Annotated in this window: 10 protein-coding genes; 3 read left to right on the top strand and 7 right to left on the bottom strand. The window is 61.2% G+C overall.

Translation table 11 applies throughout. The features are described 5' to 3' along the window. Nucleotides 1–35 precede the first annotated feature (35 nt). Nucleotides 36–833, top strand: a complete 798-nt coding sequence (locus tag HWX48_RS02010; protein WP_175954363.1) for an RNA methyltransferase — start codon at nt 36–38, stop codon at nt 831–833. A gap of 152 nt (nt 834–985) precedes the next feature. Here HWX48_RS02010 and HWX48_RS02005 read toward each other — a convergent pair whose 3' ends face one another. After that, nucleotides 986–1,144: a methionine/alanine import family NSS transporter small subunit gene (locus tag HWX48_RS02005; protein WP_175954123.1), complete on the bottom strand. Its 159-nt coding sequence runs from the start codon at nt 1,142–1,144 to the stop codon at nt 986–988. After that, nucleotides 1,141–2,676, bottom strand: a complete 1,536-nt coding sequence (locus HWX48_RS02000; protein WP_175954121.1) for a sodium-dependent transporter — start codon at nt 2,674–2,676, stop codon at nt 1,141–1,143. Before HWX48_RS02000 ends, HWX48_RS02005 begins: the two co-directional genes overlap by 4 nt. A 172-nt stretch (nt 2,677–2,848) precedes the next feature. Between HWX48_RS02000 and deoD the strand changes: the two genes are divergently transcribed. After that, nucleotides 2,849–3,556: a purine-nucleoside phosphorylase gene (gene deoD, locus HWX48_RS01995; protein WP_175954119.1), complete on the top strand. Its 708-nt coding sequence runs from the start codon at nt 2,849–2,851 to the stop codon at nt 3,554–3,556. Nucleotides 3,557–3,693: 137 nt separating this feature from the next. Here the strand turns inward: deoD and HWX48_RS01990 are convergent, their stop codons facing one another. The 5 genes from HWX48_RS01990 to HWX48_RS01970 all read right to left on the bottom strand — a co-directional run bounded on the left by HWX48_RS01990 (nt 3,694) and on the right by HWX48_RS01970 (nt 12,674). Further along, the gene (locus HWX48_RS01990) at nt 3,694–4,563 is read right to left on the bottom strand and encodes an anchored repeat-type ABC transporter permease subunit (protein WP_175954117.1); all 870 of its coding nucleotides are present in this window, start codon (nt 4,561–4,563) and stop codon (nt 3,694–3,696) included. Then, nucleotides 4,563–5,291: an anchored repeat-type ABC transporter ATP-binding subunit gene (locus HWX48_RS01985; protein WP_175954361.1), complete on the bottom strand. Its 729-nt coding sequence runs from the start codon at nt 5,289–5,291 to the stop codon at nt 4,563–4,565. The genes HWX48_RS01990 and HWX48_RS01985 overlap by 1 nt, the downstream gene beginning before the upstream one ends. Nucleotides 5,292–5,359: 68 nt before the next feature. Beyond that, nucleotides 5,360–6,325: a choice-of-anchor M domain-containing protein gene (locus HWX48_RS01980; RefSeq protein WP_175954115.1), complete on the bottom strand. Its 966-nt coding sequence runs from the start codon at nt 6,323–6,325 to the stop codon at nt 5,360–5,362. A 55-nt stretch (nt 6,326–6,380) separates the two neighbouring features. Next, nucleotides 6,381–8,006 (bottom strand): anchored repeat ABC transporter, substrate-binding protein, encoded by a 1,626-nt coding sequence (locus HWX48_RS01975; RefSeq protein WP_254872914.1) that lies wholly within the window; start codon nt 8,004–8,006, stop codon nt 6,381–6,383. A 135-nt stretch (nt 8,007–8,141) separates the two neighbouring features. After that, complete coding sequence (locus HWX48_RS01970; RefSeq protein WP_175954113.1) at nt 8,142–12,674, bottom strand: TIGR03773 family transporter-associated surface protein; 4,533 nt, start codon at nt 12,672–12,674, stop codon at nt 8,142–8,144. A 224-nt stretch (nt 12,675–12,898) separates the two neighbouring features. Here HWX48_RS01970 and HWX48_RS01965 point away from each other — a divergent pair, with 224 nt between their 5' ends. Beyond that, nucleotides 12,899–13,723, top strand: a complete 825-nt coding sequence (locus tag HWX48_RS01965; protein ID WP_175954111.1) for an aldo/keto reductase — start codon at nt 12,899–12,901, stop codon at nt 13,721–13,723. Nucleotides 13,724–13,736 lie beyond the last annotated feature (13 nt).

Raw genomic sequence — 13,736 nt, 5'->3', positions numbered from 1 at the left:
CCACCGACGACCCGCGCCTGAGCGACTACGTCTCCATGACCGACGTCAAATTGCGCTCCGCCCTCGAACCCGAACGCGGCCTGTACATGGCTGAATCCACCAATGTCATCATGCGTGCCATCCAGGCCGGCCACCGGCCGCGGTCCTTCCTCATGGCGCCCAAGTGGTACGAGGCCATGGCCCCCTGGATCGAGCAGGCTACCGGCAGCCCAGAGGGCGGCGAAGTCCCGGTATTCCTCGCCGATGAGGACATCCTCGAATCCATCACCGGCTTCCATCTGCACCGCGGCGCACTGGCCGCCATGCACCGCCCCGAACTAGCCAGCGTGCCCGACCTCCTCGCAGGGGCGCGCGATGGTCAGGGAGCGCGCCGCATTGCCATCTTGGAAAACCTTGTCGATCACACCAACGTGGGGGCCGCTTTCCGCTCCGCAGCCGCCCTCGGCGTCGACGCCGTCCTCGTCACGCCCCGCTGCGCTGACCCCTTCTACCGGCGCAGCGTTCGGGTCTCCATGGGAACAGTCTTCCAAGTGCCCTGGACACGCATTACCGCATGGCCCGCCATTGACGAACTCCACGCTGCGGGTTTCACCGTGGCAGCACTCGCCCTCAGCGAGGACTCCGTCTCTCTCGACGACTTCATCCCCTCCCCCGCCTGCACAGCCCCCGACTCGAAGGTGGCTCTGCTGCTGGGCACAGAGGGCGATGGCCTCACCCGCCAGGCCATCAGCCGCGCCGACGTCGTCGTGCGCATCCCCATGGCGGGCGGCGTGGATTCCCTCAATGTCGCCGCAGCGAGCGCCGTAGCCTTCTGGGCAACGCGCCTGCCCTGAGCGTCCTTGTCACCAGGGCCGGACAGCGCTCACCGGCTTCGAGGAATTCATCATCCTCTCCGAGGGTGCTGGCGCGTAAATAGCACAAGGCGGGGTGCCCACTGGTGGTGGGCACCCCGCCTTATGAGTACTCGGCCAGAATGGCGTGATGGTTAGGCGCCTGGCGTGGAGGAACCTTCCTCAGATGCCGGAGCATGGTCCTCGTCATGCTGGGGCATATTGACACCGCGAAGGGCGACAACCGAAGCGACGAGGCCACCCCACACGAGGAGGATGGTGACAACCATCATGACGATTGCAGGAGCGGTCATGCCTGCACTCCTTCCTTCTCAGAGGCGTTCTTCTTCCACGGCAAGGCGGTCAGAACCGCAGCACCGACGAGGGCCAAAATGACGCAGCCCCATCCGAGGATCGCAATGTAGCTCGGATCGTAGCCACCGTAGGGCACCTGCAAAAGCTCAATGACAGCGGTAATGAGCATGAAGCTCAGCACAGCGGGAACAACAAGGCCAACGAGGATGTCCCAAATAAACGGCACCGGCATGGAGGACACCTTATTCAGGTGGGCACGCAAGCTCTTGAGGCGCTTACCCGCCACAGCCGACACCACGGTCAATGCGATCGCGCAGACAACAACGCCGATGGTGTTGATGAAGTTGTCGACAACGTCAAGAGCGTTCAGACCCGACTGGGTGCCGAAGAGAACAACGGACACGAGCATCGCGGGGATACCCATAATGAAGGAGGCCTTGATCGGGCTGTAGCCGAACTTGTCCTGCAGACCGCCGGAAACGACCTGGAGCAGGGACAGCAGCGAGGTCACGCCCGCGAGCACCAAAGAGGTGAAGAAAAGGACACCGAAGATCGGACCGCCAGGCATCATCGAAATGATGTGGGGGAAGGTGACGAAAGAGAGGATCGGGCCGGTCAGGCCCTCCAGTTCGGCAACGGGGACGCTCTGCTGGTGGGCCATAAAGCCCAAGGCTGCGAAGACGCCAATGCCCGCAAGGATTTCGAAGGAGGAGTTGGCAAAGCCTGCGACCAGGCCAGTGCCCGTGAGGTTCGACTTGGGCTTGAGGTAGGAGGCGTAAGTCAGCATAATGCCAAAGGCCACCGACAGGGAGTAGAAGATCTGCGCGAAAGCCGCGAGCCAGACCTTCGGATCAGCCAAGGAATCCCACGTGGGAGTGAAGAAAGCGTTAAGGCCATCAAGCGCGCCAGGCAGGAAGAGCGCGCGGATAACGATGGCGATGAAGAGAACCACAAGCAGCGGCAGGAAGATCTTATTCGCCAGCTCAACACCGCTGGTCAGACCGCGCGCCATGATAATGAGGACGAAGAGCCACAGCAGCACGAGGGGAATCATCACCGAGGCTACCGGGGTCGTGGAGTAGGTCGTTGCCTCGGTGACCTGCAGGAAGTCAGCGAGGAAGAAGGTCTTGGGATCCTCACCCCAAGCCATGTCCACCGAGTAGATCGCGTAGCGAGCAGCCCAGGCGATGACGACCGCGTAGTAGGTGAAGATGACGAAGCAGACCATCACCTGGAACCACCCGAGGAACTCCGCCTTAGGGGTCAGGCGGCGCAAGGCCGCAGGCGGTGAGCCACGGAACTTGTGACCAAGAGCGTAATCAAGCAGCAGGACGGGAATACCGACGCAGACGAGGGCAACCAGGTAGGGAATCAGGAAGGCGCCGCCACCATTAGCGTAGGCAACGCCGGGGAAACGCCAGATATTTCCCAGGCCCACAGCCGAGCCAATTGCTGCGAGCAAGAATGCGGTCTGTCCGCTCCATGTTTCACGCCGCCGAGGGCGATACTCCGTGGGAGTTGTAGTACTCATAAATACTCCTCAATAGTGTTCATTTCACGGTAGTTCGCTGTTGAATCTTGTGCTGAAGTGACCACGTTTTGGTACGCACCGACGTGGACAACGCCCTCACCTGCATAGACAATGGAGAGGATTCTTTTTCTATCGCCCCCGAGGCGCGCTATTCATCACTTCAGGAGAAAACATGGCAACCCCGCATATCAATGCTGAAAAGGGAGATTTCGCTCCCGCCGTCCTCATGCCCGGCGATCCCCGTCGCGCGCAGCGAATCGCCGAACTACTCTTCGACGAACCGCGACTGGTCAATGACGTTCGCGGCATGCTGGGCTATACCGGTGAGGTCAACGGCAAGCCCCTGTCCGTCATGGGCTCAGGCATGGGTCAACCCTCCTTCTCTATCTACGCCACCGAACTGTTCCGCTTCTTCGACGTTGAGCGCATTATTCGAGTCGGCACCTGCGGTGGTATCGCTCCCCAGGTGAAGGTTGGCGACGTCGTTGTCGCCATGGGCGCCCACACGGACTCTTCGATGAACCAGCTGCGCATTCCCGGCGTGAACTTCTCTGCGGTGGCCTCGTACAACCTGGTCCGCGCCGCCGTCGACGCAGCCTCAGAGGAGGACACCGTTCACGTGGGCACGATCATCTCCCGCGACCACTTCTACTTCGCCCCCGAAGGGCAGGCTCAAAAGCTCGCCGACTACGGTGTGCTGGGCGTCGAGATGGAAGCCGCCGCCCTCTACGGTGTGGCCGCTGAACATGGGAAGGAGGCACTGACGGTCCTCACCTGCTCTGACCACCTCTTCGATTCCTCCTCGGATATGACCGCTGAAGAGCGCGAGACCCGCTTCCAGTCCTCCCTGCGTCTAGCTGTGGCGGCAGCGCTGTCCTAAGCGCCCACGAAGGCGCCGAAGACTTGAGGCGCAGCAGGGGGAAAACCTCTCACCACCCCAGTGTGCCCACGCGCTTCATGAGGTCGGGGCGGGTTGGACTACCACCAACCCGCCCCGACCTCTATCGCTGCTCGACGCTAAGCCTCGATCTGAGACTGCTTGCGCGCGCGAGCGAACACGCCGTGGCGCGGAGCAAAGAGCCACGCCAGGGCAAAGAACACCGTCAACACCAGCACGATCGTCCCGCCCGTGGGCAGATCAATCGACCACGACAGGTACAGGCCAACAAGACTCGCCAGCGCGCCAATGACCGGACCCAGCACCATCATAGGGATCAGACGATCCGTCAGCAGACGCGCCGTCGCAGCAGGGGTAATGAGCAGCGCCAACACCAACACATTGCCAATGGTCTGCACAGAAATCACCACCGCCAGTGACACCGCCACGTAAAGGATGATGTCCAATCCCATGACGGGAAGGCCCGCAGCCCGGGCACTCTCACGATCCAAGCTGACCGCAACAATCTCCTTGTGGAAGAAGGCAACGACGCCAATCACCAGGGCAGCGCCAATGAGGGCAGTCGGCACCTCCTCGGCGGGAACACCGGTAATCGACCCGAAAAGGAAGTCCTGCAGCGATCCCGCATAACCGGGGGCCTGGGAAATAATGACGATCCCCAAGGCGAAAGCACCCACAAACAGTACTCCAATGACGGAGTCTTCCTTGAGGCGACGATTCTGAGACAACAGGGCAACAAGGATCGCGGTGCTCATGCCCGCAATCGCGCCCCCAAGGACCAGGGAGCCTGAAAGAACGAAGGCCACAGCCAACCCTGGGAAGACCGCGTGAGCGACAGCATCACCAATGAAAGCCATGCCGCGCAGCACCACGTGGGCGCCCACCACACCGCACACAAGGGCGCTAATGACAGCCATAAGGAGCGCGCGAGGCAGGAACGCCAGATTCGGGTTCAGCAGGTCAATGAAGAATTCCCACGGTGACAACATCAGGCCACCCCCAAGGCAGTGAGCAAAGGATTATCGGGACGGACCTTGAAGGTCTCAATCCACACCTGAGGGTCGCGCAGCTCGTCGGGTGTTCCTGATGCGATGACCGTGCGGTTGACCAGGTGCAGGCGGTCGCAGTCCGCCAGAGCGCCGATGAGATCGTGAGTTGTCATCAGCACCGCCTGACCATTGCGAGCCAGGGAGGAAAACATGTCGGTGAGCATCTCCTGGGTGGGCATATCCAAGCCGGTGAAAGGCTCATCCAAGAGCAACACATCCGGGTTCAAGGCGAGTGCGCGTGCAACGAGAACACGCTGACGTTGGCCACCCGAGAGCTCCCCCACCGGCCGGGAGGAGAGGTCGCGCATATTCGTCTTGAGCAGGGCCTGTTCCACAGCGCGCTGGTGTTCAAGGCGCGGACGTCGACCCCATCCCAAGGATCCAGCCAAGCCCGCGACAACGGCTTCACGCACGGTCAGGGGGAAATCCCAGGCGAACTCGTGGCGCTGGGGGACGTATCCGATACGACGAGGCACAACGGGCTGACCGTTAACGCTCACCGCCCCCTCCTTCATGCGAACAAGGCCAAGAATGGAACGCAACAGCGTGGTCTTGCCCGCACCGTTAGGGCCAATGAGGGCAGCAAATTCGCCGTGGCGGACATCCAGGGTGACGCCGGCGAGGACCTCACGACCGCCGAGGTCGACCCGCACGCCCTCAACCTGCAGCGCGGGGGCCGTGGGTGCTGGCGTCTGGGCAAGGACTGGCGGCGCCGTCTCAAGGACTACTGCGGCACTCACTTCTTGGCCTCCTGCTGCTCCACCTCAGCCATAGCGAGGGCTCGTTCGCGGGCGCTCACACGCGAGCGCATAATCGCCAACGCCCCACCAATGACGGCCACCGCTGCGATGGCAAGAACAATCAGGGGCAGGTAGCTCGCAGTCTCAACGCCCCCCGCCTGTGCGCTGCTAGCAGGCTCATCAGCCGCTGCAGACTGCCCGGCATCCACGGTGGCAGCCGGTGCACTCACCTCAGCGGCGGCGAAGGCCTCGTCAACCGACGTCTCATCCCCCACAGCGAAACGCAGGGTCGTGGAGGCGCTGGCCTCCTGACCGTCCGTGGTCTTTGCCGAGAAGCGCAGGGCAGCTGTGTACACACCGGGGTCGGTGAACACCCAGTTGGCGTGGACATGCGTATTGACGTCCACCCACACGTCCTGCGCTTCCTTCTTCTGCCCGTCCACCAGCAGGCGAGGCTCCCCAAAGGTTCCATCCTGGAGGAACATCCATGAGCGTCCCGGCCCCTCCACCGGGCCGATGCTCATCGTCGCGCCGCGCTCAATCAGGCGCGTCACCTCCGGATCCTGAGTGTTCCACCCCAGCCAGACGACCTCGTGGTTCTCCGTTTGAGGGATGATGTACCACTCCTGCCCTTCCTTTCCCTCCATGAAGGCGTAGGCGCTTTCAGTGGGGGCGGCGAGCTTGGAGGCATCGCCCACGCGCAACACCACCTCCTGCGGGTCACGCCACACCGGAGCTGTGCCGGAGTCATCGCGGGCCATGACCATCCATTCGCCGTCAACAACACGGGGGCCAACATCAACGTGGCCGCGTTCAATGACGTGCTGGCCGGTGGCCTGGGCCTCGTCAGAGGACACGGACTGGGCAAGGTTCGGATCATCGTCGGCGAGGGCCGCAGGAGCGACAGCGAGGCTGGCAACGAGGATCGTTACGGCGGCACTCAAACGAGGAAGAAAACGCATCGGGGGGGTCTTTCTGTACAACACAATCGATAGGGGCATCAGGGAAGATGAGGGGTTAAGGCGAGGGAGTGCCTCCCAAACATCGGGCCAAAGAATTCGCGTTGGCGATCATCATGTCGGCGTAGGTGTGAACGTCCTGGTCGAAGGTATCCCCATAGAGCGGACACACCTGCACGCCCGATTCTTCCGCGACAGTAGTCAGGGTTGAGCGACGCTGAGCGAGCTGCGGTTCCAAGAAGACCGCGCCAATATTCAAGTCCTCAATCGTGGCGGCAAGCTTGCGACGATCAGCGATGGAGGGTTCAACAGCAGGGTTGGGGGCGACAAAACCCGCGACCGTCAGCCCGTAAGCATTAGCCAGGTAGGCGTAGGCGTCGTGGGTGGTGACGAGATGGCGAGAGTCCTCGGGGATGGTTGCAATGGTCGCCTCCACGCGGGCGTCAACCTTTTCAAGGGTCCGTAGGTAGTCAGCTGCGCGTTGCCGGTAGCCGTCCGCTCCTTCGGGATCGACCTCCATGAGACGATCGCGGATGACGCGCACGTAGGCGGCGGCATTGTGCACGTCATGCCACAGGTGAGGGTCGATTTCACCGTGAACGTGCTTGCCCAGGACCGCCTGGGGCAGGAGATAGAGGGGATCACCTGGTTGGCCAAGGAAACGGAAGCCCGTCGTGCCCGGCACTTCTGTCAGGGTCCGCGTGGGAACCTCAATGACGACCTGATCGAGGTCAAGGCCAAGCAGGCCGGGGACCTCCGTCGCACCGGTGGCCATCGCGCCCTCCAAGGGTGAGGGCGCGCCGTCGGCTGGCTGATCGACCATGAGTGTCAGGCGTCCGGCGTCGATATCGACGGTGAGGTCACCGTGGCCTGCCCCGAAAATAAGGCGCTGCTCTGCGGAGGCGACCTCGTAGGGGTCCACGCCGACAGCGAAGACCGCAGTAGCCCCCTCAATGGGGATGGGGCGGGCGCCCTCGTGGGTGCGCAAGGCACCACGGAAGTGGATGCGGTACACGCCGGGCTTGGTAAAAGCCCAGCTCATGTGCGTGTGGGCGTCCGCAGGTAGGGAGATCGTGTCGGAGGCATAGCCATCGCCTTCCGAGAAACCATCCGAGGAGGAGAAGGCAATCTCGGGCGCACCGAAGGTCGTCGTCAGGTAGGACGAGGCATCCCCCGGCCCTTCCACCGCTGTCGCGCTCAGGTCGACTTCGGAAGAGCGTGTCGCGCCGAAACGCTCTCCCCTGCCGGCCACGCGCATTCCGAGCCATGCGGTGTCGAGCGCGCGGTCCTCCACGAGGGGAAGAATGGTTGCCCCTTCCTTGGCAGCTTCCTCCGCGATCGACACCGACACTGCCGTGCGGGGCAGATTCGCATCCAGGGTGCGGATAATGGCGTGCTCCTCAAGGAGCAGGTAGTTCGTAAAAGCCAGGTCGGCGTAGGCAATGTCGCGGATGGAGCGCAAGCTTGGTTCGTAGGAGTGCGGGTCGGCGCCATCAGGGACGATCTGCGACAGGTGAACATCGGGGCCAGCAACATTGCGCACCAGATCGGCCAGGATGCCAGTGGTCGTAACGATTCGGAGTTCATTGTCGGCATCAGCGGGGAGGGCTTGGGCGCTACACGCACTGAATGCGATGCTGGCACAGGCCAACATCGCAGTGAACGAACGTGAGTGATGAGTCACGGATAACCTTCTGCCGCAGGGGGCGGCGTGATGATGGGAAATAGGGGAAGCGTTCCCGTCGGGTGCCTGAACGGCCTCAGCGGTGCTGTGAGCACATCACAAGAATGCGATCACAGCACCGCTTGGAGGACCCGGTCAGTTCAGGCGAGTGCCTCGACGGGCAGCAAGGACAGCCACGCTGCCGAGGATAACCAGCAGGAGGGCGTAGGGTCCCACCATGTCAGTCTGAGCGCCGGTTTGTGCCAGGGAGCAGGGCTGACCTGACTTCGTACGGCCGACGGTTTCGGACACCATTGGGCGTCCATTGGGGCCGGTCTCGCCGGTCAGGGTCAGGCCGCCCGTAGTGCCAGTGGATCCCTTGAGCTCACCCGAGGTTGACTGCACCTCCATGGAGATGGTCATCGTGTAGGTACCGGGGGCAGTGAAGAGCCAGTTGTGGTGGGCGTGGGTGTTGGCTCTAAGCGTGTAGGAGGAGCCAGCGTCGTTGAACACCATCTTCCCAACACCAGAGCCCAGGGTGCCCGACTCGAAGACGGCGACCTTGCCAGGACCGTCCACGGATTCAAGGGTGAAGGTCACCTCACCGGTGGTGCGGTTGACGATCTCCTCGCGCTGAGAATTCATTCCCAGCCAGGGCACGTCCTTGACCTGCGTTTGCTGGATCATCCACACCTTCGACCCTGCCGAGGTAATGAACTTCAACTGTTCAGGAGCATCCAGGGCTGCCTCATCGCCAACGGCGAAGGTCAGGCTGGTCGGATCCACCCACACGGCGGGCTGCTGGCGGTCGTCCTTCACGCGGGCGTACACCGTGTTGTTTTCGATGACGGGACCCAGGTCAAAGTGACCATCGCGGGCGTTACCCGAAGCACCGGGGCCGACATTGAAGGTGAGCGTGGTCGTCGCTTTACCCGCGGATGCGCCCTGTGAGGCGGCCTCAAGCTTCTTGACTTCTTCGACGTCGGCTTCACGGGTGATGACGGTTGGGATACACACCTCACCTGCGCCGCTGCGGCCACCACCTCGGCTGGCGCCACCAGAGCCGCTGGCACTGTCGGTACCACCCTGGGGGATGGTCGAGCCACCGTTCGTGGCACCCGTCCCAGAACCCGTGTTGCCGGTGGAGTCCTTGCCGTTCTTGTCAACACCCTGGTCGCCCGTTTGTGACCCGTCCTTGCGATCCTTGTCAGCGCTTTGGGGGCCAACGTGGAAGGCGATCTTCAGGTCGGGGCGTCCGCGCACAATGGCGTGGTGGTGACCGGCGGGGAAGTTCGCCGGGATCGTCCAGGTTGCGCGGGCTACACCCTTGTCATCGGCGCGGACAGCGGGGAGGACGATCGGGTCGGAGTGGATCTCGAAGATGACTTCTTCGTTCGGAGTCAGACCTGAGGCAACCAGTTCGAGGGTGCCGCCCTGGCTGACCGTCGTGGAGGAGAGTTCAAGGCGGGGACCACCACATTCGAAGGTTCCTACATCAATGGTGTAAGTCTGCGGGGTAGTCGAGATGCGCTGGGAACCGTCCTCGCGGGCGGCGTGGCCGGTGACCGTCAATGTGTAGCGGCCGGGCTTGCTGAACACCCAGTTGACGTGAGTGTGAGCCGGGTAGTCCTGCACGATGGTTGATCCGGCAGGATCGAGGGTATATCCGCCCGTTGTCAGGCGTGATTCCAGAGCGTTACCTCCGAATCCCTTGGTAATGAACATATGGATGCGTCCACCTTCAGGGCCGGTGTAGGAAACATCGAAGGAGGCTTTTGCTAAACCTGCGGCTGCAATGCCCTGTGTATCCCATCCGGGCCACACGAGATCCTTGTCTCCGCCCTGGGGAAGGTAGTAGCCACGGGGTGAGCCGGGAATACCTGCTGGAAGGTCACGCTGAGCGGATTCTTTTACCTTGATGAGCACAGTGTGAGGATCACGAATGGTACCCGGTGCGGTGACATCTTCCTTGACCTTTAGGTCGAGGCCGCCGTTAGTGTTGGCCATGAGGGTGAACAGGTCGGTGTGTCCAGAGTCGAGGACAGTCGTGACACCCTTGGGGTAGCAGGCAGAAGGAGCAGTGTTGTGTGTATCAGGGGTCGTGTCCTTGGGAACATCCGAGTCCTTGGGAGTGCCGTTGCCTGTGGGGGCATCGTTATTCTTTGGCGAGTCGGTGTCCTTCGGAGAGCCGTTGTCCTTTGGAGAATCCGTGCCCGCCGGAGGATTGGGGCGTGACGGTTGCTCTCCGGGCTTTGGCGAGGTCGGAGGGACCTGGGTGTCGGGTTCCTTGGGGGTATTCGACGTCGGGGGAATGACGATGCTGTCGCCACACAGTGCGGCAATCTCAGCATTTCCAACGGCGTAGTAGACATTCAACCAGTCGTAGTCTGTTGAACCTACCCAACCGGAATGAGCGCCGTAGTTTGCGCGGATGGTGTATTCGGCAAGGTACAGGCCAGGGCTGGTGAAGGAGGTGGCCAGATGCTTGTGAGTGGGGTCTGCCAGGACGATCTTGTCGCCCTCAACACTAGAGTTCATCAGAACTCGCGCGCCATTCAAAATATCGGCTTCCCAGTGGACCATGCGGCCTGGGCCTTCAACGCTTCCAAAACTCATCTGGACGGCGTCACCCGAGAGCTTAGAGTAGGGCATTGCCTCGGTGTTCACACCGATCCAGGCCAACTTGGGATCTTGTTGTTCAGGCAAGGTCCACACGGTGCTTCCCTGGGGAGCAAGAGCTTTCAGTGCTGCCCCGGGACCGTCAACATTCAGGGGGTGCGACGCGTAGTCCGGTACGGGGACGACGATCGTGCCGCTTGCACGCTCGACAGTCTTGCCGGTAACTGCGGTGTCCTTCCAGAAGGGTTGAACCTTGCCGCTGTCGCTCATGCGCGCAGCAATATCGTGGTGTCCGTTAGCGACACAGGTGTAGCTGCCCTTTTCGGGGCGTTCAGCGGATTCTCCCACAGGAGCGGCCTCAAAATAGCCGGGGTCTTGCGGAGCAGGATCGACGTCAAAGGATTCAGCAGGCGTGAAGATAGCAGCAGCCTGAGTGGTGTTCTCAGGTAGGCCAACAGCGCTGTCAGGGCCAACGAGCCATATGACATCGTGGTTTTGTGAACTGATGACGCCACCTTCGGTGGTACGGGCGTGGGCCTTCCATGTGGTGGTGTAACGCCCTGCTTCTGAGAAACTCCAGTTGAAGTGTCCGTGTGCGCCTGCGGTCATGCGAACGCGACGGCGATCATCGTTGGAGGAATTGAGATCCTCTTGGACGAAGCCCGCCCCTGAACGCCATACCGACATCCAGCCCGGGCCATCAACTGACACGAGTTCGAGTTCAAGGGAGTCAGGAACGATGTGTGCGGGCATGTCGCCTGCACCGTAGCCTGCCCATAGGGGCCGCCAACCACGGTAGTACTGTGCGGGTGCGTTCCACACGATCTCGCCCGGCTTGCCTAAGAAGGACAGAGCGTTGGATGCAGGCAGTTTGATGCGGGAGACTTCGCGGCCATTGGTGTCAGCATCGGGTCCTAGGCGAACAACCACGTCCTCTGCGGGGCGGAGGGTTGAGCCATCAATGACTCCTACTGCGAGACGGTTTTTATCAGCGTCCCAGTTGATATGTGCCGCATCGACATGGGTGCGGTAGAGCATGGCCCGTTGAGTCACAGGGTCTTGCTGGGTGGAAATACTTCCCTGCGGGGCATCCGTATGGCCTGCGTGTCCAGCGTTCGTGCCGTCAGGATTTCCGGGGTTTTGCGCAGTCGGTGGGGTCTGGCCAGGCTGCTGCGGACCGTGGGTATTTCCCTGGGGTGGCGTCGTGTCGTTGCTCCCGGTTGGAGGGGTGGTGCCACCACCGTGTCCGTTGGTCGAGGGCGCAGCGGCGGCAGTGTCGTTATCAGAGATGAGATCGTCTGCGGTCACTTCAGTGTCGTCGCCGACCGCAATCGTGTAGGTTTTCTCAGCTCGACGTGAGAAGGAGCCTCCATCGGTCTCCCCCATTGCCGAGACTGCGAGCTTATAGATTCCCGGCTTGGTGAAGATCCACTCTGCCTCGACGCTCTTCTTATTCGAGACGCCGAGCCACACGCCCTTGGCATCATTGGGCAGGCGGAAGGTGCCAGCGTTTTTATCGCTCTCCTCGACAAGAGAGACGGCTTCCCCGGCTTCGTTGCGAGCGAAGGTGAAGACCTGAGCGTCGGCGGGAGCCTTGACGAGTGTCACTTTAATACTGGTGCTGGTGTACTTCTGGGCCAGCATGCCTTCGAGGTTCCACGTCATCGCAGAACCATTGAGCAGTCCAGACTTAAATTTCTTGGTCGGACGAACGTGGTATCCCTCAGCGGAGTCATAAACTGCCTCAGGAACCTTGTGGGCAGGGTTTTGAGGGTGTGGATCAATCTCATTGACGTCAGGAACCTTGAGGGCAGCCTTTGCAGGGTCGTAGAACTGTGGTGTTTCCGAATCTCGGGTGCGCATCTGAAGGGTCAGGGCTCCCTCAGCATCTGCGCTCAGGTGGAAAAGATCTACCGGAATGTCGTCAAGAATCTGCAGGGGCTCTTCTTCAGAGGTAGCGGCATAGGCACTGCCATCAACGGGGCTGCCTACTGCTGTCAGCGCGAAGGCGAGCAGGAGCGTCGTGACGGAGGTAAACGCACGCTTGCTGCGTCGTTGAGTGATGAGCATCTTCCATCTCTCTAGCTAATGGGAATCGTTCTCAGTCTCAATTATGCTGAATCCCAAGGATAAGACGCAAACCTTTCACACTATAGATCCAAGGAGTTGCTGAGATCACACCTCCCCACGATCTCTCACGCTACTCGCCACAACACGCTTCTCGACAAGCACAGCCGCTCGTCCCAGGGCACAATGGAACATCCCCTCCCCTCCTTTTCGATTGGACGCTGACGATGACCCCACACCAGATTGCGCTCAACGACGGCACACAAATCCCTCAGATTGGCTTTGGCGTATTCCTCATCCCCGAAGAAGAAACGCAGCGCGCCGTTGGGCTTGCGCTCGAAGCCGGCTACCGCCACATTGACACCGCATCAATCTATGGCAATGAAAAAGGCGTCGCCCAAGCCATTACCGCTACCGGCCTGCCCCGCGAAGATCTCTACATCACCACGAAGTTGTGGAACGAAGATCAGGGCACAGCCACAACCCGCCCCGCACTCGAAGCGTCACTTGAACGCCTCGGCCTCGACTACGTCAACCTCTACCTCATTCATTGGCCTGTCCCTTCACGCAATCTCTATCGCGAAACCTGGGAAGTTCTTGAAGAGGCTGCCAATGATGGGCTCACCCGTTCAATTGGCGTTTCAAATTTCCTGGAAGAGCACCTCACCGCACTTGCAGCGATGGGTGGTCGGATTCCTGTGCTGAACCAAATCGAAGTACACCCAACATTGCCCCAGCACGATCTTGTCGCCACAAATACTGCAATGGGTATTGCCACTGAAGCATGGAGTCCCCTCGGGCGAGGCGCTGACCTGGAAATGCCAGAGGTAACTGCTATCGCATCGCGCATTGGGGCGACACCCGCTCAGGTTATCCTCGCATGGCACCTACAACGTGACCGCATCATCCTTCCCAAATCAGTAACCCCCGAGCGTATCCGGGAAAACCTTGCAGCAGCAGAGATCGCCCTCTCGCCCGCTGACCTTCAGGCACTGGACGATCTGGACACCGGCGTACGCGTAGGACCCGACCCCGCAAGCTTTATCGGCTGACACGACGTCGCGT

The organism is Schaalia sp. Marseille-Q2122, assembly GCF_903645355.1.
Taxonomy (GTDB): Bacteria; Actinomycetota; Actinomycetes; order Actinomycetales; family Actinomycetaceae; genus Pauljensenia.
The sequence above is the reverse complement of the archived record's forward strand: the minus strand, read 5'-3'. Positions and strand labels throughout refer to the sequence as shown.